General features: G+C 51.0%; 13 protein-coding genes. 10 read left to right on the top strand and 3 right to left on the bottom strand.

Annotation, left to right across the window (positions count from 1 at the left end):
- The 7 genes from EI42_RS33260 to EI42_RS14220 all read left to right on the top strand — a co-directional run.
- The coding region (locus tag EI42_RS33260; RefSeq protein ID WP_211326171.1) for a hypothetical protein at positions 1 to 1,026 on the top strand (1,026 nt) is incomplete at its 5' end.
- Between the two features lie 2 nt (positions 1,027 to 1,028).
- The gene (locus tag EI42_RS14245) at positions 1,029 to 1,991 is read left to right on the top strand and encodes an AAA family ATPase (RefSeq protein ID WP_111323083.1); all 963 of its coding nucleotides are present in this window, start codon (positions 1,029 to 1,031) and stop codon (positions 1,989 to 1,991) included.
- Positions 1,992 to 2,003: 12 nt separating this feature from the next.
- Positions 2,004 to 3,413: a replicative DNA helicase gene (gene dnaB, locus EI42_RS14240; protein ID WP_174843896.1), complete on the top strand. Its 1,410-nt coding sequence runs from the start codon at positions 2,004 to 2,006 to the stop codon at positions 3,411 to 3,413.
- Positions 3,414 to 3,937: 524 nt separating this feature from the next.
- Entirely contained in the window at positions 3,938 to 4,708 is a 771-nt protein-coding gene (locus tag EI42_RS14235; protein WP_111323081.1) for a ParA family protein, read from the top strand.
- Entirely contained in the window at positions 4,692 to 5,318 is a 627-nt protein-coding gene (locus tag EI42_RS33255) for a ribbon-helix-helix domain-containing protein (protein ID WP_211326170.1), read from the top strand. Before EI42_RS14235 ends, EI42_RS33255 begins: the two co-directional genes overlap by 17 nt.
- Before the next feature lie 4,072 nt (positions 5,319 to 9,390).
- Positions 9,391 to 9,627: a hypothetical protein gene (locus tag EI42_RS14225; protein WP_111323079.1), complete on the top strand. Its 237-nt coding sequence runs from the start codon at positions 9,391 to 9,393 to the stop codon at positions 9,625 to 9,627.
- A 49-nt stretch (positions 9,628 to 9,676) separates the two neighbouring features.
- Entirely contained in the window at positions 9,677 to 11,089 is a 1,413-nt protein-coding gene (locus EI42_RS14220; protein WP_111323077.1) for a PP2C family protein-serine/threonine phosphatase, read from the top strand.
- Between the two features lie 196 nt (positions 11,090 to 11,285).
- Here the strand turns inward: EI42_RS14220 and EI42_RS14215 are convergent, their stop codons facing one another.
- Positions 11,286 to 11,756 (bottom strand): NUDIX hydrolase, encoded by a 471-nt coding sequence (locus EI42_RS14215; RefSeq protein ID WP_111323075.1) that lies wholly within the window; start codon positions 11,754 to 11,756, stop codon positions 11,286 to 11,288.
- Positions 11,757 to 11,928: 172 nt separating this feature from the next.
- On the opposite strand from EI42_RS14215, the gene EI42_RS14210 reads away from it, so the two are divergent.
- The 3 genes from EI42_RS14210 to EI42_RS14200 all read left to right on the top strand — a co-directional run bounded on the left by EI42_RS14210 (position 11,929) and on the right by EI42_RS14200 (position 14,551).
- Positions 11,929 to 12,714, top strand: coding sequence for an endonuclease/exonuclease/phosphatase family protein (locus EI42_RS14210; protein WP_137686026.1), 786 nt, complete (start codon positions 11,929 to 11,931; stop codon positions 12,712 to 12,714).
- 199 nt (positions 12,715 to 12,913) lie between these two features.
- On the top strand, positions 12,914 to 13,897 hold the full coding sequence (locus EI42_RS33250; protein WP_174843897.1) for a DUF3761 domain-containing protein: 984 nt from the start codon (positions 12,914 to 12,916) through the stop codon (positions 13,895 to 13,897).
- 150 nt (positions 13,898 to 14,047) lie between these two features.
- The gene (locus EI42_RS14200) at positions 14,048 to 14,551 is read left to right on the top strand and encodes a GNAT family N-acetyltransferase (RefSeq protein ID WP_111323071.1); all 504 of its coding nucleotides are present in this window, start codon (positions 14,048 to 14,050) and stop codon (positions 14,549 to 14,551) included.
- Between the two features lie 150 nt (positions 14,552 to 14,701).
- On the opposite strand, the gene EI42_RS14195 is transcribed toward EI42_RS14200, so the two are convergent.
- Both EI42_RS14195 and EI42_RS14190 read right to left on the bottom strand, forming a co-directional pair.
- Positions 14,702 to 15,649: a sigma-70 family RNA polymerase sigma factor gene (locus EI42_RS14195; RefSeq protein ID WP_111323069.1), complete on the bottom strand. Its 948-nt coding sequence runs from the start codon at positions 15,647 to 15,649 to the stop codon at positions 14,702 to 14,704.
- A 383-nt stretch (positions 15,650 to 16,032) separates the two neighbouring features.
- A complete protein-coding gene (locus tag EI42_RS14190; protein WP_111323067.1) occupies positions 16,033 to 19,752 on the bottom strand; it encodes a DUF6788 family protein in 3,720 nt (1,239 codons plus the stop codon).
- Between the last annotated feature and the right edge of the window lie 203 nt (positions 19,753 to 19,955).

Below are 19,955 nucleotides of genomic sequence, written 5' to 3'. Positions count from 1 at the left end.
CAGGTTGGGGAGACTTCGGTTCAGGCAGTGGTAGACTCTCCCGCTGAGACAACACAGGTTGGGGAGACTTCGGTTCAAGAGTCGGTAGACATGCCTGCTGAGACAGAGGAGTTGAAAGCCGTCGAGTCTACCCGGAAAGCACCAAGGGGTGAAGAGAATACCCCGGCGAAGCAGAAGTCTACCGGGGCAAAATCGGGCCAGAAGGCGGGTGTTGTCCACGAGATGGAGTCTGACCCGTCTGTACCACCAAAGCCGCGCCGTTTGGAGGCTGTGCCCGAACCGAAAGTGCAGCCTGCGGTATATCCGCCACATATTGCGGAGCTTGTCGAGAAGACTCGTCCGCATCTTACGGATCTTGCAACTTTCTCGCAAGAGTTCGTGGCCTCTTACGTAACGTTAAACGTTATAGAGTTTTTTAATAAATTATATTTTAATTCTAACGTTACGTTACGTAAAGAGCTTGCTCGCTTTCTCGCCGAAGTCTTTGGAGAGAAACGGAAAGTGCAGCTTTACCTGAACATGATGAAGAAAACACATCCAGACTCAATTGTTGCAGCTTTTGTGCATGTGATGCATAGTCTGCACTCCGCAGGCTCAGAGACAATTCACAACAAAGCTGCTCTGTTCTTCGGTTTCTGTAAGCAGTACCAGCAGCAGGGCATTACCGCCGAGGCCAGTTGTCTTGTGGAGGAGCACAAGGAGAGATCTCTTGCTGAGTTTTATGTTTTCCTGTTGAAGCAGGACCAGGAGCGTGTTTATCCTCCATCCCAGCAGCCCTTAGCGGGTCCATCTGCAATGCATGGAATTCCTGCTCAGCCCGGCAAGGCTTTTGCAATGACCATGCCTACAGACGGTACCTACGATATAGTCGAGCAAAATAATAAAATGGTGTATATAAAAACCAACTTTCCATATGCCGAGCAGTACAAGCGGACCTATTCAGATGCTTGTACACCAGAAGAATATACGAAAAAACTGGAAGGTTATCTGAAGCGTGTAAGAGAGATAGAAGAAGGGAAAAAGTAAAAATGGATTTTTCGCGTCTTAATCCTCAAAAAATGCGCCTCCGTCACGATGCTGGAGAGCGAAGCGAGGCAATCGCCCGGCAAATCAGGGCTATACCTGAATCGCTTCGGAGCCCCATTCAGCGTCAGATGCTGCTCCAGCACGAGAGAGGTGAATGTATCGGTTGCACCAGACAGGGACGGCCACAAAACGCGGATGGCTATGAAACGCCGCTTGTCTACGAAGCAAGTGGCTATGCAGCCCCACCTGAGTACTGTGATTGTGAAGCTGGCAAGCAATACGAGCGTTTTATTCAGCGAGAGCGTGAAAGATACGAGAGGTCAAGCAGACTAGAGCGGTATAAGCATGCATGCCATGTTCTGGGACTACCTGCAAGCAAAGCAGGGCTCTCGGATCAGCGCTACACCCTGGATGAGTGGCCCGTTGAGCAGAAGAAGGCAGGCAAGCCTGTTGAGGATCAGGAAAGCGGTACTGTAACTGCACGCAGCACCATTCTCAATCTGACAAGAAGTTTTGCCCTCCATCGCTGTGCTTTCTGGGCGGAGCCTACCAAGTTTGGTCTCTGTTTGTGCGGCCTACCGGGAGTAGGCAAGACAACTCTTATCCGTTCGCTTGAGCCCATCTTCAACGAGCAGGGCTACCACATGCTTACGGTGTATGCTCCGGATTTACTTGTGCTGCTTGAGAAGCCAGATCGGGCTGAACAAATCATGACAGTGCTGAAAAAGACAGAGATCCTGTTTCTGGATGACGTCGGAGACCCTGGCATTGCAAAGGCTGCCCCTGAGTGGGTACGGCGCATCTACGCCCGCATCTTCGATGAACGGTACCGCTATCAGCGCCTGACGCTGCTCACGTCAAATCTCAACGAAGAGCGTCTTGAACTTCAGATGGGGCCATATGTTTTCTCGCGCCTTCGCGGTCTTTGCGCCTTTTTTACTGTTCCCGGGATTGATATGCGATAGAGGATGGATATAATGGAAAGAGCTTTACCGCACAATATTGAAGCTGAAGCAGGTGTACTTGGAAGTCTGTTGATTGATCCTGAAGCAATCCCACTGGTGACAGGATTTCTTCAACCTGAACACTTTTACCGTGATGGTCATAGATTGATTTATGCAGCCATTATACGCCTGTTTGAGCGCAGGGAAGCAGCCGACTATGTGACGGTGTGCCATGAACTGGAGCGTGAAAACAAGCTGGAAGCAGCGGGCGGCGAAGGATATGTGATTGATCTGATTGGTTGTGTGCCTACAAGCGGCAATGTAGAATATTATGCGCGTATCGTTGAGCGAATGGCTATTCTTCGGCGTCTGATCCATGCCGGTGGACAAATTGTCGCAAAGGCATATTCAGAAAATGATGTAGATGCTGCAATTGAGTATGCAGAGCAACTTTTGTTTGATGTGCGGCAAACGTATACCAACCAGAAAACCATTAAGCCTCACATCAGTGACGCACTGGTGAATTATATGGCCCGGTTAGAGTACCTGACCTCCCGCCGTGAACAGCTTGTGGGTACTCCAACCGGCTTTACTGACCTCGATCGCTTGCTTGGAGGCTTGCAGCCCTCTGATCTGGTTATTCTGGCTGCGCGTCCGGCAGTCGGGAAAACCAGCTTTGCCCTCAGTCTGGCTCACAACGCTGCTTTGAAACATCAGCGGCGTGTGGGGATCTTCAGCCTGGAAATGAGCCAGGAACAGCTTGTACAGCGTCTGGTTTCAATGGATGCCGGGATTGATCAGCAGCGGCTGCGCACGGGCGAATTGTATGATGAGGACTGGGAGCGCATTGTGACCTCAATGGCAACGCTATCCGAGTGTACCATCCTGATCGATGACACTCCCGCTCTGACTCCGTTGCAGATGCAGAGCAAGGCGCGACAGTGGTTTGCAGAGTATGGAGAGCTTGACTTGATCATTGTCGACTATTTGCAGCTTATGCAACTTCCAGGTAACGATAAGCGACAGGACAATCGGGTGCAGGCTGTAGATGAGATTAGCCGTCAACTCAAAGTAATGGCGCGTGAGCTAAATGTACCAGTATTGGCGCTCTCTCAGTTGTCTCGTGCAGTAGAAACGCGACAATCAAAAATCCCGATGCTCTCCGATCTGCGCGAATCAGGTGGTATCGAGCAGACAGCCGATGTGGTGCTGTTTATCTACCGCGACGACGTCTACAATCCCGATAGCGAGCGCAAGAATCTGGCAGACATTATCATCGCCAAGCATCGCAATGGGCCCACGGGCGAAGTCTGTCTCTTCTTCAACCGCTCACAAACCCGTTTTCAGGATATTACTCCGAATGCTCTTGCACCATCCGCTGTTGATCCTGTGACATCAGGATATCATCGTCTACAGACTCTCCAGGAAGACGATTTTGACTGATGTGGCACTTCCAACCCATCTCAAACAAAAAAACGCCCAGAATCGAAAATTTGAGCCCATCTGGCAGATCGTACGCAAAAGGATAGAAGGTCACTGACCTATCCGGCGGCAATGCTTGCTTGTAGGGAGATTGGTCTGCAACCTGCCAGCCAGGTTGCGCAGGGATCACTTGTGTCAGAATGCCTGGATAGATCTGGTAGCACTTCAGGGTACCATCTTGTCCCGTTTACGTAAATGTGTACGTATACGAAGACGGCTACGTATACGTAAACGTAGTCGTAGATGTAAACGTGTTTCTTCTACATGTTCTATAATACCATGCTGCTTTTCTGAATCTACCTGAGTATGTTACAATGTGGAAGTGTGGTCGTTCTTAATGGTAGACGGCTACGTATACGTCTACGTTGACGTAATCTGCACATCATCTGTTTTCCTCTGAAGTCACCGAGACCGATCGGTAAAAGCTCTTTCAAGAACCGCAGAAGTGAAGTGTAAAAGCGATAGTTTTTGACTTGAGGTGAGTAATGCAATCAACAAGAATCTTTGCCCTGTGCAATAATAAGGGAGGCGTGACAAAGACCACCACAACAATTAATCTCGGTTATGGTCTGGCTCGTGCAGGTCGGCGCGTCCTTCTGGTTGATACAGATGCGCAGAGCAACACAACCTACAGCTTGCTAGGCAATCTGGAACAGGAACCCACACTCTTTGACGTTCTTATTAATGGTACAAAGCTTGCTGATGCGATCGTTGAGACAGGCGAACCCAATCTCCATCTTGTTCCAAGCTCTATTAACCTGAGCGCTGCTGATCTGCTTATGGCATCGGCTCCCGGGCGAGAGCGAAAGCTGATGCGCGCTCTCACTCCTATTAAGGAAAACTATGATTATATTCTGATCGATACGCCCCCCAATCTCGGTGTGCTGACCGTTAACGCATTTATTGCTTGCACAGATGTCATTATCCCGATTGCTCTTACTACCTATGCTTTGATAGGGATCAGCATTCTGGAAAGTACGATGCAGGAATTACGCGATAATCTGGATGTCGAGCTTCCTATCTTTGGCGTTGTGGCGAATCTGGACGATCATACCCGATTGAGCAATAACGTTCTGGGTGCCGTACGTGATCATTTCGGTTCGCTCGTCTTTGATACGGTTATCCCGCGTAATATTAAGGTAGAGGAAGCGCACAATCAGATCGCCTGCATTTTTGATTATGCTCCTATGAGCACCGGTGCACAGGCATATACAAAACTGGTGAAGGAGGTTCTGCACCGTGCCGAAGGAATCTAGGAAGTTTATTAATCCGCTCTTGCGTCCCTCGACAACAGCGGAAACACCGCCAGCGTCTCCGAAGAAAGAGAAAGCTGCTTCCAGAAGAACGGGAACTCCTTCAAAACCGGCTCAGCAAGAAGTGGTGCAGGACGAGACGCCTCAAATCACTGAAACTCAGGAAGAGGCGGTGATGCAACCAATAGATGAGATTCTGGCTGAAGAGGCCGGATCTTCCTTCGCTCCTGAAGAACAGTCACGGGAACGAAAGATGCTGGTTCGAGAAGCAGCGCCTTCGTATGCACCTGAATTTCCCGAAACCCATACGGAGGAAGCAGTTGAGATTCCCTCTGTCTCAGATGAGGCTCTCTCTCATGAGACAACTCCTGTGGATGCTTCGGTTGATAGCCAGGAGGAGCCGGTTCAGGAAGATGAGGTTCGCCGAAAACCTGGCCTCCGTCGCAAGCGAGGCGGACAGTCCTTCGAGAAGACTCATGAGCGCATTACGCTGTGGATTGATAAAGGGCTCAAGTATGCGTTCGATGACCTGGCTCATAAGCTGGAAATCCCCAAAACGACCTTGCTCAATGAGGCTATTTCCGATCTTTTGAAGAAGTACGAGTCTCGCTAGTTGCCTGAGCGCTTACGTAAGGAAAGATGTTCTTCTCCGAAAGATGGGAGACAACAGGTTGATGTTACGTAAGCGCCTTTCTTTCTATCTGTCGGCCTCCACTCTGTTCCCAATAAGATGCCTTTCTCGCCGCACCTCTGTACTTCCTTCACACACTATGCACGCGGAACAGAATGTATTCGCTTTATATATAAGGAACGGTTTCTCTACATCTCACTACAATGTATGGTAATGTCACGGCAAAGAATCCCTCCTTCTAGATGTTGGGATGGCGACTGCTTCGCCGAGCAGTACGATATCGTTGCAGAAAAGCACGAATGCTGCTCAGCCTGGGGAGAATCGGTGTTCTCTATGCTTGTAAGGTTGGTGTCATATTGAGTAATGATGAGAGCTCAAATGCTTGTATAAGTTGTCTCGTAAACTCATCAGGCCAAACAGGCGTCATAAATACATCCTGGCATGTAGTCTATTTAGCTTCATGTACGTACTCGATCAGGAGTGTTGTACTTTGTGCAGAAGAGAAGAATGTAATAATGTGTACGTACACGTTTACGTATATGTTGCTCTGATCAAATAAGTTGACGTATACGTACACGTAGTAACAATTTATTGCGTTTACGTGTACATTTACGTACACGTAAACGGGGACAGCTTAAGGCGTACTCTCAGATGTCCGTTTACGTACACGTAGACGAAGAGTTCTAGATATCACGTACACGCAAGACGGCAGACTATGTAAACGTAATCGTATACGTAAACGTAAGCTTATATCATAACGTGACCAACATTTTAAATGAGAGCGTGTACGTATACGTTTACGTAGATTCTTCAGTAATTCATCGTCAAGTACTCGTACACGTAGATGTATACGTATACGTCGGAGAATGCTGCGCTTCAGTGCTGTAGACGTACACGTAGATGTATACGATTACGTACACGTTTACGATTCTGTGCTGTTGCCGGAAATGTTTACGGACTCTTAAACATCTACGTATTCTAGAAGGCCGTGTACACACCCGATTACATACACTCTATACTGGAGTTTTTGTAGATTCATGGGAAATACGTGTACGTGTACGTAGATGTAAAAATATAGCTTCGAGAAAACTTTTGCGCTATTACGTATACGACTACGTGTACGTAAACATCTACAGGTACAGACCTGTAGGGAAAAGAAGTTATCAATGAATAAATATACACGTATACGTATACGCATCTCCTCGAGAAGAACTATAAAAACGTACACGTATACGTTTACGTATTCGTATAGATAACGCTGCTCTCTTTCATATGTACGTGTACGTATACGTAAATGTTTCTATTTGAAGCCTTTCAATTAACGTGTACGTATACGTTTTCTAGATATAAAATATTCAGGTATACGTACACGTTTACGTTTATGTACACATCTACGTATACGACATCTTCCCGACACGCATGAGTAATAACCTCTATATGATGCGTACACGTCTACGTAAACATCTACGTGTACGTTTACGGAATGCTGGAGTAGTGCGATAGAATACGTCTACATCTACGTGTACGTCTGCAAAAAAAGAGCGGAGCACTCGATAGTCTGAATGTCTACGTATACGTGTACGATTACGTGTACATCTACGTATACGTACGCGTACACGTGCTCCTCTACAGCACTATGCACGTCTACGTATACGTCGGCTATCAAGATTTCCCTGTGCGTCTACGTAAACATCTACGTGTACGATTACGTACACGTAGATGTTATACCAACTGGTAGTTACGTACACATAAACCTTCGTTTCTAGCGCTCCCTGGTTGGAGAGCTGCCTAAACTGTACACGTAAACGTCTACGTACACATAACTCAACTGATTCAGAGATAGGTTTACGTGTACGGAAACGTACACGTGCACGTAGATGTAAACCGTGAGATGCTGATGGTTGAAGGCTACTCATATGCATCTCGCTTCATCAGGAAGTGCATGTATACGTGTACGATTACGTAGATGTATACGTAATCGTACACGTATACATCTACGTCTACGTGAATGAGCAGGATTGTGAATATACGTGTACGGTTACGTGTACGTGTACGGAAACGTAGTTGTTTTGAACCTGGTGAGCAGAATGTATACGTATACGGTTACGTCTACGTGAATGAGCAGAATGTATACGTGTACGGTTACGTGTACGTATACCTTTTCGAGATTCTTCTGTTAAAGGACGTACACGTATACCTATCGGAGTTAGAGTTTTCTTGCTCACGAGAACAGCTACGTTTCCGTACACGTATACGTAAAATATATTACTGTTTCGGAAATCACGTTTACGTACACGTGTTGGGGCAGAGTTCTTTTGCTCGCGTGTACGTACACGTAAACATCTACGTCTACGTTTTGGATGGTTCTCTTCTGGTAAATACGTGTACGTAAACGTGTACATTACTCTATGTAGAACCACTATGTTTACGTGTACGTACACGGAGAGAAATAGCTTCTCTCTGTTCACATCTACGTAAACGTCTACGTGAATATCTTCTTTTCTCTTCTTCTCGTATACATGTGTACGTCTACGTTTACGTAAACGGGTTTTCGTTTCTACAAACGTAGAAGCTTACGTGTACGCAAGAAAGCTCTATCTATTTGTAAATGCGAAGTGTTTACGTAGATGTACACGTATACGTGTACATCTACGCGCATGTTTCGCTCTGATACTCACGGGGTGACACGTGGAGAAAGTTGCCTGGATATCCTCGGGATATCCACGTTTTCTAGAAAACGTATACGTTTACGTACGTGTTTATACCTTCCTGCTTTACCAGGCGTACAGCAGCTTACTACGTAGACGTTTACGTAGATGTAAGTTCGCTTTACCGCTCATGTCTCCGGATAGAGCCCTCATAAAATTACGTATACGTTTACGTGTACATCGCCATAGCGCTAAAGATCTGTCAGCTTCCTTGCTATTCTTATAGTCTTTTTCCTGGCTTGTTGCAATGTGTAGCCAGAGATTGAAGCGAGCTCGATGCAGTTGTGCAATCCTGCATAATCGCCATGAGTTGCGTTCCGGCTGCGTCAGTACTACTTATACAATGCTTGAAGAGAATAGCGTCCGCAAACAGAGAGAAATGCGGTGTCAGAGCGAGCAACACAAACCTACGATTAGAGCGATAGTGTTCGAAGGAGAGAGCGGCAGAGTAGCCAGAAGAGATGCTGTTCTCGACAGAGAAGCGTATCTCATATGTCTTATACGGCGTTCAATGTGGCACAATCTTTTCTCTGGCATAGAGACAGGAAGTGCCCTTCGTGTTTTGATGTTTCTCGATATTTCTTATAGTATAGATCTCTAATTAGGCAGAGGTGATGACATTGTCTGTGTCTTGCAGAGTGATGAGGGCTTATGCCTGGAGGTTGCAATCTCCGTTGTCGTGTACGTGTACGATTACGTGTACGTGTACGTGATCCAGCAGTTGCTATGTACAAGCAGCTCGAATGCTCTTACAGGCTGGTGGCATCTCTCACCATTCAGGTGTACGGTTACGTGTACGGAAACGCAGTTGTTTTGAACCTGGTGAGTAGAATGTATACGTGTACGGTTACGTGTACGTGTACGTCTACCCTTCTGCTGAGCTTATTTTAACAGGTTGAACTGAATGACACCGGAATTATAAGACTCGGTATAAGACGAACAAGATTTTGTACTGCGCATCATTGACGTCTTGCATCGTACCCGCAGAGGGCGTGAAGCTGCTTCCTGACGTATCCCGGCACTATCAAGCTGACAGACAAGCACCAGGGTCGACGTTGCCGAATCGATCAAACAGGCGGAAAGAGGAGAGCCTGGCTCAGTTGAAGATCAGGGGAACGAACTTATCTATACGCTGAACCAGATTCCGTTGATGCCGGAGCATCAGTTTTCACCCGCTCTTTTGCCCGATTTCCTTCTTGAAATTGCGTTCTTTTTTCTGGAAGACCTTTAGGAGATCATGGAAAGAGCTCCTGACTATACTTGCGCTAAGAAAAGGGAAAGATATTGTAGAGCGGCCATGTAGTTCCACCGAACAATGTATGCGAGACAAGAAGGGAAGCCGCATCATGAGTCAAAGCGAAGTGGCGCGTCTACGAGAACAGATCGAACAGGAATTTATCGCCTTGCGTCGTGGCCTGTCTGGTCTCTCGTCAGGCATGGCCCGACACTCGTTTATTCACTCGCGTATGGAGCGAATCGGCTCTATTCAATCTTCTCTGGCTGAACATGTCGGGGAAAAAGAGGCCACGCATGTGATGTGTGAGCTCTATATGCAGAATATGGAGCAGATGGTTAACGTATGAACACCCCGTGTCGCGTATTTGTAACTGTACTGGATAGAAGGTCAACAGCATGTTGGAGGCGTTGAAAAGGCTTTATACTCGTTCTTCTGTCATCCGTTTTTTGTCCTGGCTACTGGTTGTGGCGGTCGTCAGTTTTCTCTGGTATCTTAGCGGTTTGCCTCCGCGGAGCTGGTTTCTTCTTGTGCAGTATTCGTCGGCCTTTTCGCAGCACTGGCAGGAGCAACAACTTCTGGCCGTTTCTCAGTTTCTTTTGTTTCTTGGAGCCTCGCTTATCTGGCTCTGTGTCTGGGGCGCTCTTCTCTGGTGCCTCTGGAAGCTCCTCGTCTTCCACTGGCAGTTTTCTCGACAGCAGCGCAAACAGGAGAAACCACCAGAGGAGAAGCCGCCCAAGAAGGAGGTACCTCCACGTGCCTCGTTTGTCCCGGTACCTCCGCGGGCATCGACGCAACTCGATGACGCTGAGGCAGAGGAGAAGAGACCTATGCAAACACATCATACATCCCTTCGGCGTCATCAGGTGCAGCCGATCGAGAGCAATGAAGCAGATGTCCCGGTAAAGGGGCGCTCTTCAGCGGTTGTCACGCAGCGTCCTGAGAGCGCGGTTGCCATCTATGAGATTCCGACAAAACCAGCGCGTCCTGTCTCGCTCCAGGCTGGAACACGCCCGACGTTTTTGCGTATTGCCTCGGTGCGACCGCTTGAAGTCGGTGTTGGCTGGAATACAGGCATTACGCGTATGCGTTCGCCCAATGAGGATAGCCTGATAGCGCTTCAGAGCACCTGCACCTATCAGGACCAGCTTATTCCCTTTGCGCTCTTTGTGGTGGCTGATGGCATGGGCGGGCACGAGAACGGGCGCGAGGCTAGCCGAATTGCTATTCAGAGCATGATGCATACTGTGCTGCAAAGCGTGGTAATGGGCAAAGAGTTAAGCGATAATTTTTTGACCGAAGTCCTGATAGATGGCGTTGAATGGGCGAATAACGCGATTCTGGAATGTGCGCTTCAATGGGGTTGTAGCATGGGGACGACGCTCACGGCTGCGCTGATTGTGGGCATGAAGGCCTATCTTGTGAATGTGGGCGACAGTCGCGCATATCTGTTTCGCGAAGGTTTTGGGCTGCGGCAAATCACGCAGGATCATTCGATTGTCGCGTCGCTGGTGGCTCTTGGCGAGATCACACCCGACGAGATGTACACGCATCCTGAACGCAACAAGATTTATCGCAGCCTCGGCTGTGAGGAGCATGTTGACGTCGATTGGTTTATGCTGGATTTACAGGAACAGGATGTCCTGCTTCTCTGCTCAGACGGGCTCTGGGAGATGGTGCGCGATAACGATATTGCACGGATCCTCTATCGCTATGACGATCCGGTTGCCGCCAGTGATCTGCTGTTGCGCTCTGCTCTGAAAGGGGGCGGAAAAGACAATATCAGTCTGATTGTGGCCCGCGTTCCGTAAACGTACACGTAAACGTGAAGCAATCAAAGACGTAGATGCGGAGCTTTTAAAGATGCTGATGTACACGTAAACGTAGATGTGTACGTACACGTATACATTAGCGAGAAACCTGCTGAGCATATGTGAGAAGATAGCAAAGATCCTGATGCAGACGTAGCCGTACACGTAAACGTAGATGTGTACGTACACGTATACATTAGTGGGAAACCTGCTGAACATATGTGAGAAGATAGCTATTCAACGCCTGCCAGTGACTTTTCACGATTTGTGCCGGAAGCTGCTCCGGAGCGAAAAAGCGCACGTCGTTCCCTTCGGTATAATCGATGGAAAGTGTGCCGCTATACGAGTCTGCCAGGAAGACAGCGGTGACGAGATAGGCTTGATCTCCATTGGCGCACAGAAGAAAATGCTCTTTGCCAGAAAACAGATTGATGAGTCGGGGCGCATGGATGCGCAAGCCCGTCTCTTCGTAGACCTCGCGGCAAGCGGTCTCTTCAAACGATTCGCCCGGCTCCATCAGCCCGCCAGGGAGGCCCCACGAGCCCGCTGGCTCCTTTCGTGCCTGTAATAAGATCTGTCCGGCCTGATCCCGAAGAATGACAATAGCTCCGGCCAGGATCAGAGGACGCGTTCCGACCAATTGTCGTAGCTCTTCGATATATCCCACTGGATCATCTTTCCCTTTCTTTCCTATCCTAAAAAATGAGTATAGCATAGAGAGGAAGGTGATAACAGAAGCTCATGGCGTCTGAATCGTTGGAAAACGTAATACGCGTGGATGTGGTACACTATACTAACAAGCAATCAGTATTGAGCTGAGTAGAAAGGAGCTTCCCCTTTTGACTACCTTACGCGTAATGACATTCAACATTCGCGGTATGGGCCGCGATGATGGCGAGAATCAGTGGCGCTTCCGTTCTGATCTGAATGTGGAAACGATTCAGAAGTACAATCCCGATCTGATCGGCTTTCAGGAGGTTGAAGCGGGCAACCTTGATACGTATATGGTGCGTCTGCGTGATTACGAGTTCGTGCTTGGCCCGCGTACAGGCTCCCACACTGGCTATTGTTATAGCCCCATCAGTTGGCAGTATAATCGGCTGGTCTCAATTCTGAATGGTGGTTTCTGGCTCAGTGAGGATCCGACGAAGCCCGCGTTCTCCTGGGGGACGGCCTGTTACCGTTCGATGGCCTGGACCCGCTTCCGTATTGCCGAGAACGGAACTGAATTTATTCATGTCAATACTCATCTGGACCACGTGTCGGAAAAGGCTCGGGTTGAAGGCATGCGCCTGATTCTTAAGCAGCTCGCGGAACAGCAATCGCCTGATGATACTATTCTGGTAACGGGTGACTTTAATTGCACACCCTCCTCCGAGGTCTATGGGTTTATGCGCGAGCAGGGGTTCACAGATACCTTCCTGGCGGCTGGCAACAAGGACGATGAGACCGCGAATACCTTCCACGGTTTTGGTCGATCGACCACGGTAGAGCGTATTGACTGGATTATGCTGCGAGATCCCTCGAAGAAGTTTCAGGTGCGCTCCAGCGAGATTATTCGCGATGCTCGCCCTCCGCTCTATCCCAGTGATCATTATCCGGTCATGACAGTATTTGAGGTATAAAAGACAGTTCTATACTCCCGGTTGGCTCCCGATCGGGAGTTCTTTTTTTGCCCGCTCATCTAGATATTCCGCGTGCTCCTTCTTTTCAGCTTTTTCTTGAAAACTCTGGACAAAGAGGATAGTTGAGTTTATAGTAAGGGAGAACTCGCTAAAAGCTGAGTAGAGACGCTATTTTTAAGATGAAGAAGGGTATTTGCACATGAAGAAAAAAGAACGCCCTGAACCTGGGAGTGGAGAGCTTTTCCCCGGTCAGTTTTCTGACCCGGCTTCTTCGCCTCGGCCGCCGAAAAGCCATCCCTTTGCGTTAGCGCTGCTCATCGCGCTGACCGTCGTTGCTTTTGCGCTTGTAGGGCTGAACGGGAATAAGCCCGGAATGGAGCATGCGGTCTGGGCCAGCCTGGGAACTGCGCTGCTCCTCGGTCTGATGGTCGCGTTGCCCCTGATCGACTGGCCCGGGTATAAGTCACTCTTTAGCGCACTCAGATGGAAGGAGCAGCCCGCAGGCAAAAAGTTCGGGATCGGATGCGCGTTTGTCTTTCTGTTTCCGCTGATTGCTATTATATCGATGTTTGCCTATCTTATTTGTGTCGGAGTCTGGACATTTCGTGACAAGCGTCCCTGGCCTCCTGCACATAAAGGGATCAAGCGAGCTCTGTCGCTGGGCCTGGTGATGCTCGTTGTGACCTTTTCCTGTGGCCTCTTTGCTGCTCTTCCCGTGCCGAAAGCGCCGGTTGCACAGAGTGTCGTGGTGACGCCCACGCTTGCGCCCACTGCGACGCCCACGCTGAAGCCATCGCCTACCCCGACGCTGAAGCCGTCTCCGACGCCCACACCAAAACCGTCGCCCACTCCGACGCCATCACCCACACCGGAGCCGACGCAGCCGCCTGCGCCTACTCCTGAACCGACGCAGCCGCCCGCTCCGACCCAACCGCCTGAACCCACACAGCCACCGGCTCCGATTGGCGTGAACGGGAATCCCTGGGGCTATAATTTTGAGTCGGGCAGCCTGATCTATTCGCCCCCACCTGAGTTCTGTAATTATTTTGCCTGTATCAACAATTTCTACAATGGAAATGGGTATGTTGTCCAATGTAACGATGGCATGTACTCCAAATCGGGAGGCCGCCCGGGTGTCTGTTCATATCATGGTGGCGCCGGCCGAACACTGTATGCACACTAACGCGCACTGATCCCGGTACAAATGCAGCTCTGAAGCGGTTTCAGGGCTGCATGTTCGTTTGTAAGGGGAAGTCATGAGGAAAAAGGGCGATATTCTTCCATTAGAGAAAAAGATTCTGTTATACTTGAAGATGATGGAGGTGTAAGGAAGATGGGAATATCGACGGTTGAGATACGATTTCTGGCAGAAGAAGATCTTGAGCTGGTCACAAAGCGTTTTCCGTTCGGTGGGCCTGCCAAGCACGCGCAGCGGTTGCAATGGCAGCGCAATGATAGCGCCCTTTATCTGCTTGCATGGCTGGAAGGGGAACCGGTCGGGCATCTGCTGATCCAGTGGCACGGTGCGCAGAGTGTGCCGTTTTACACCGGCTGTCCTGATATTGAGGACTTTTTTGTTGCCTATGGGATGCGCTCTCAAGGAATCGGCTCTCTGTTGCTGGCACAGGCAGAGGAGCAGGCCCGACAGCGTGGCTATAGTGCGATCGGCCTGAGCGTTGCTACCAGGAATGAGCGAGCACAGGCGCTCTACAAGCGGCTCGGCTATCGACAATGGGGCCCTGGTCCCTATCTCTTGAAGGGAACCTATGTTGATGCGCTTGGCAAGCGGCAATTCTGGCAGGATGAATGCCTGTATCTGATCAGGACGTTGGACTGACGGCTTTCTCTGCGCAAATGAGCAGGAAAGCGAGCGATTCACGTGAAACCGCTCGCTCTTTCTCCCTTTTGGACCGGAACCAGGGGGATTGGTTCCTAGTCCCCATCATCGTAATGGCTCAATGATTTTATCCCTTCTAACTGCCCTGCATCACCCCAAAAAGTCCTGGAGCATTCGATCACGACACGGGTGATCGAGCTTTTTCAGCGCTCGAAACTCCATCTGGCGTACTGCCTCATGACTTAATCCAAGTTTCTTCCCTGTCTCAGTCAGGCTATGCTCACTGTTGCCATTCAGCCCGAAGCGCAGTTGTAGCACCTTTTTCTCTCGGGGTGACAGGCAATCCAGCAACTCCTGGATCTGTTCCTGTAATGTTCTGGTTAATACTTCACGCTCAGGCGAGTATACGGGATCATCTTCAAGCAGCTCACTCAGTGAGACCTCGTCATCACCTCCTTTGCGGGGCATATCCAGGCTGATGGTTTCCTGGTTGGTTGAGAGCAGATCAATCACCTCTTGCACGCTGATTTGCATTTGTTCGGCCAGCTCTTCGAGGGTGGGTTCAGCGGCCTCTCCCTGTTGCAATTTGCGGCGTGCACGCCCCAGGCGCTTGATCTCCTCGACCTTGTAGAGTGGCACGCGGATCAGGTGTGCCTGCTCGGCAAGCGCTCTCGTGATATACTGACGAATCCACCATGTCGCATACGTACTGAAACGAAAACCTTTCCGATGGTCGAATTTCTCGACAGCATGCATCAGGCCCAGGTTGCCTTCTTGAATCAGATCCATCAGATCGAGGCCAAAGCCCCTGTACTTCCTGGCAATGTGCATGACCAGCCGCAGGTTTGCCTCGATCAGACGCTGTTTCGCTTCTCTGGCTTCCTGATCATCTGTTTCTTTGCCCGAATGGAGACCGCGCCGCTTTTTTCCGGCTCTGCTTCGTTCGATGCGTTGAGCCAGACGAGCGACCTCTTCTGCTGAAAGGAGATGGACCTGTCCTATTTCATAGCGATAAAAGCGGCTGCTATCGCTGACATTGAGTGCCTCAGGATCGGCTTTCAGGCTCTTTCCTCTCTCATAAAGATAGGGTACGGTCATGATGGACTACCTCCAACCTCATAAAGCATTCAAATAGCATCTCTTTGAGAGAAAGTATACGTGGGGGTTCTTCTCATCATCTCCTAATTTGCTTCCCTGTCATTCCTGCGAGTCTTTTTCTACCGGATGCTGGTAGCGCCCTTGCCCTGACCTGATCGTTTTTGAGATGGCGCTGAACCGGGCAATCATGATTCGAGAGAAGGGTAGAACAGGGGAAAACAGTTCTATCAATTCTACAGGTATTCTCTGTTCTTCCTCGCAGCATGAGAGGTATCACAGCCAGAAGCAGGGTGAAGAGGACGTTTGTACACGGTATTTGTTTTGTCTTATACCAATCTTATATAAAAAAAGCTTGCTCATAACGGGCAAGCCAGAGAAGCGGTTCAGGGCGCTTGTAGCCGAAGCTCATGCGCCTGCTCACTCAGGAAGGTAAAGGAACTTCGGGTTGCGCTGGCCTCCACTTCTGCAAGGAGTGTTTGCGCTTCGGCGGTCCCCTGGCGGACTGCCACAGCCGCCAGGGCCAGCTTTCCCTTGAGGAGCAGTTCAGCTTCAAGGCCTGGCAGGTGCAGGGCACGTTCGATATCACGACGGGCACAGCGGAGCAGATGTTTCTGAAGTATGGGAATCGTCTCTGCCTCATCGGCCTGAATGGTGCGAAGTGTGCCCAGAACGATCAAGGCGGTTCCCAGGCAGGGGTTATTCTGGATTGCGCGGGCGGTTCTGATCGAGCGGGTAATCTGTCTGGTTGCCACTGAGAGTTTGCCCTGTTCGCCCTGCATCAGCGCGAGTTGAGCGCAGCGCATGCTGATGTAGACCTTATCGCTGTGTTGTTCGGCCAGCACAATGCTCTTCTGATACCAGCTTTCGGCCTCTTCATAGTTCTTCTGACTGGCTGCCAGCTCGCCATAGTTGCTATAGACCACGCCCATCAGCGGTGTATCGCCAATTTGTTCGGCAAGGGTACGAGCGTGCCGCAGCGCTGCCTGTGCCTCTTTTAGTCTGCCCATTTTGATCAATACATAGCTCAGATCACAGGAGACGTGACCGATCAGCCGCTTATGTTCAGCCTGCTCAAAGATGTTGCGGGCGATCGTCAGGTGTTCCAGCGCGACGCCCAGACGCCCTTCAGCCGCTGCTACCTGGCCGAGCAGGCGTCGAATATTGCCCAGATTGACCTGATCTCCCTGCAAGGTTCGTTCCAGGCGGGTGGTGAAGCCTGACGTGGGATGCTGCGTGTCTGGTTGATAGGAGAAATAATCAAGGGCGCGTTGAGCGGCTTCCCAGGCGGCGGTGTAGCGACCTTCCATACTATAGATGCTGCCCTGTTGGTAGAGCAGACGGGCCCAGGCAAAACCGGAGGTAATGCCCGCCTCACGCAGAATCTGCATGCCCTGCTCGCACGCCTGATGAGCCAGCGTCGTTTCACCTTTATTGCGCCAGGCTCGCCCCACCTCGCCGTGCAGGAGAGCCTGCTTCTGGGCCTCATATAGCGGGAGCGCATGCCCTTGAGCCTGAAGGATCTCATTGTAGAGATTATGTGCTTCCTGGAAGTTGCCGCGAATCATCAGGCATTCAGCAAGGCGTTCTTGCAGGGCAGTGCGTCGCTCGCTCTGCTGATCCAGCTTTTCGAGGTAATGGAGCGCGAATTGATAGTGTTTCTCTGCCTCAGCAAAGGCTGAGAGCGCCTGTGCATGGTCGCCTGCAATCTCGGCATAGTGAACGATCCGGGCAGGCTCGGCATCGCCTCTGATGAGATGATGCACGATCGCGGCGGCCACTTCGTCGGTGCGTCCCTGATACATGTCTTCGAGGATGGTGGCGGCGCGCTGATGGAGCCGGGCGCGACGGATACGTGAGAGTGCTTTATAGAGATGATCGACCATCAATGGGTGCCAGAAGTGATAGGTGATCCTGCTGCCGCTGCCTTCTTCGATCAGCACGCCGGATTGCAGCGCCTCTTCGAGCTGTTCCAGCAGCGTGTCTTCATCGGCGTCGTGTTCGAGGGAAGAGAGCATATGGAACTCGAAAGAGCCGCCCAGGATGGCCGCGTTGCAGAGCGTATGCTGACAGGGACGGCTCAGACGGTTGAGGCGGTGATCCAGTGCCGCCGCGATTGAGCCGGGCAGCGCTGGCGGGGTTGAGCGTGCCAGCTCTTCAGCAAAGAACGGGTTCCCGGCTGCCTTCTCCTGAATGCGTTCAACCATCTCTTCGGGCAGATGGGCAACCATTTTTCCTATTGCCTCACGTGAGAGTGGTTTCACTTGAAGCATATTTATGGTATGCTCTCGTTGCATATGAGCAATATAGTTGCGGAGCGGATGCGTCGGCGCGAGCTCGCTTTCACGGCAGGTGGCAAGCAGAAATATCGGGTAGCCATCGATATGGCGAGCAAGATAGCCGAGCAGTTCGCCGCTGCTGCTGTCAGTCCACTGGATATCATCCAGGACTATTAGTAAAGGAACGGATTGGCTGGCTTCTATCAATAGTTCCTGTGTCGCTTCCCAGAGGCGGAGCTGATCCTGTTCTGGTGAGAGTGAGGGATAGAGCGGCGGCTGTGGACCGGCCAGTTCTGGCAACAGCGCTTTAAGTGGTTGCAGCGAGGCCGAGGGCAACATCAGTTCTGGCGCGGCTTCTCCCACCGCGGGAACAGGCGTCAATAGCTTGCTGCGTAGCGTCGGGAAGAGCTCGGTTTCAACCAGCAGTTTGCGCAGTGCCTCCGTCCAGATGTGGTAGGGAATGCCGCTCTCTTGCTGATAGACGCGGCTCCAGATGACAAGCCAGCCGCGCTGACTGCCAATGCGCCCCAGTTCTTCGGCCAGACGCGTTTTTCCGATCCCGGCATCTCCAAGTAGAAACATGCATTGTGGGCGGCGCTGCGTGTAGAGCGGTACCGCACTTGAGCGACGCTGGGCAGCGCCATGCTGCTTCTCCTCAATCTCCTGGAGTAGCGCCTGAAGCTGTTGGAGCTCCTGTTCTCTCCCGACGAGGGGGTTTTGATGCGTTCGTCCGATCTGCTGGCTTCCTGTCTGGATTGGCTTCTCTGGCCTCAGGATTGGTCGTTCAGGGGGACGCTCTCTACGGGGTTGCGCTGTGAAAGGGAACCTCAGCGGGTGCCCCTGGCGAATCGCCTCGTAGATCTGCATGGTCTCCGCCGAAGGGCTCAGTTGCTCCTTTTGGAGTGCCTGGTAGAAGCGGTGATAGGCACGAATGGCCTCGCCCCGTCTTTTAAGCAGCGAGAGCGCGTAGAGAAAGCGCTGTACGGCTGGCTCATAGGTTGGGTCGGCGATAAGAATGCGGTCAAGCTGATCGAGTGCTGCCGTGGTCTCATTGCGTTTCAGGGAGAGGTCGGCCAGGGCGAGAAGCAGTGAGAGCCAGTCCTGACGGAGCTTCTGGCGCTGGCTGAGGACCCAGGGAGCGTGATGTTCTTCCGGCAGGAAATCGCCATTATAGAGCGCGATCGCTCGCCGAAGCTGGCGCTCATATTCTTCCTCGTTCGTCGATGGCGGGCGGCTGGCGAGTCGAGTGAACGCGCTGGCATCGCACCAGAGAGCAGCCTGATCTGCAAGCGAGATCCACTCATCGCTTGTCTGTAGCAGGCTGGTCGCTTTCGGACGTGAGACGCGTGGGGTCAACAGGTGTTGCAGCGTTGAGAGCGCTCTACTGAGCCGGCGGGTCGCGCTTTCGGGGTCCTCTGTGGGCCAGAGGGCGGCCAGGAGCTGCGAACGGCGGGCGCGGCGCTCGGGACTGCATAACAGATAGGCAAGCAGGGAGCGAACGGCAGGTTGCTGCCAGCCAGCTTCACTGACGGGCTGCCACTGGCGTTGGGTGCGGCGTTCCAGCCGAAAATGTCCGAATGTGAAGACGCGCACCGTCGCACCCTCAAGCTCATCCTGAATGAGGCGGTTCGGGGATTGGGCCACTTTTTCCAGCCGTGCCTGAATCTCGGGTGGTAACTTTTTCCCGATGTAGGTTCGGGTTGTTTGCCCATTGACAGTCCGATATTCGTACCAGTAAGGGCCATGCCCGATCCCGCGACTGCACTTGCGGCACTGTGGCTTCCCGCAATAACTGATTTGCTGGCGATAGGAAACTTTGCTACTCATGGTTACTTGCCTCTTTCACCTTTGAGACCCGAAGCGATGATGCCGGAAAAACCCGTGACAGCGTATAGCCCAGTGAACAAGCAAAAGACAAACGAGAAAGATTCTCCCCGATAGTATAGCTTGTTCTTGTCATATTCCATATACTTTCTTTGATAAACATACCACATATTTCCTATTTCATCATTATTGTGGATTTTCTCCTA

The sequence above is a fragment of the Thermosporothrix hazakensis genome (genome assembly GCF_003253565.1).
In the GTDB taxonomy this organism is placed as follows: Bacteria; Chloroflexota; Ktedonobacteria; order Ktedonobacterales; family Ktedonobacteraceae; genus Thermosporothrix; species Thermosporothrix hazakensis.
Note: the sequence above shows the minus strand (reverse complement) of the source record. Positions and strands in the feature narration are given on the sequence as shown.

Coding starts and splice junctions, on each gene's coding strand:
- EI42_RS14195 (WP_111323069.1), bottom strand. CDS start 15,649: ATGACCGTACCCTATCTTTATGAGAGAGGAAAGAGCCTGAAAGCCGAT.
- EI42_RS14220 (WP_111323077.1), top strand. CDS start 9,677: ATGTTGGAGGCGTTGAAAAGGCTTTATACTCGTTCTTCTGTCATCCGT.
- EI42_RS14200 (WP_111323071.1), top strand. CDS start 14,048: ATGGGAATATCGACGGTTGAGATACGATTTCTGGCAGAAGAAGATCTT.
- EI42_RS14225 (WP_111323079.1), top strand. CDS start 9,391: ATGAGTCAAAGCGAAGTGGCGCGTCTACGAGAACAGATCGAACAGGAA.
- EI42_RS14245 (WP_111323083.1), top strand. CDS start 1,029: ATGGATTTTTCGCGTCTTAATCCTCAAAAAATGCGCCTCCGTCACGAT.
- EI42_RS14190 (WP_111323067.1), bottom strand. CDS start 19,752: ATGAGTAGCAAAGTTTCCTATCGCCAGCAAATCAGTTATTGCGGGAAG.
- dnaB (WP_174843896.1), top strand. CDS start 2,004: ATGGAAAGAGCTTTACCGCACAATATTGAAGCTGAAGCAGGTGTACTT.
- EI42_RS14235 (WP_111323081.1), top strand. CDS start 3,938: ATGCAATCAACAAGAATCTTTGCCCTGTGCAATAATAAGGGAGGCGTG.
- EI42_RS33250 (WP_174843897.1), top strand. CDS start 12,914: ATGAAGAAAAAAGAACGCCCTGAACCTGGGAGTGGAGAGCTTTTCCCC.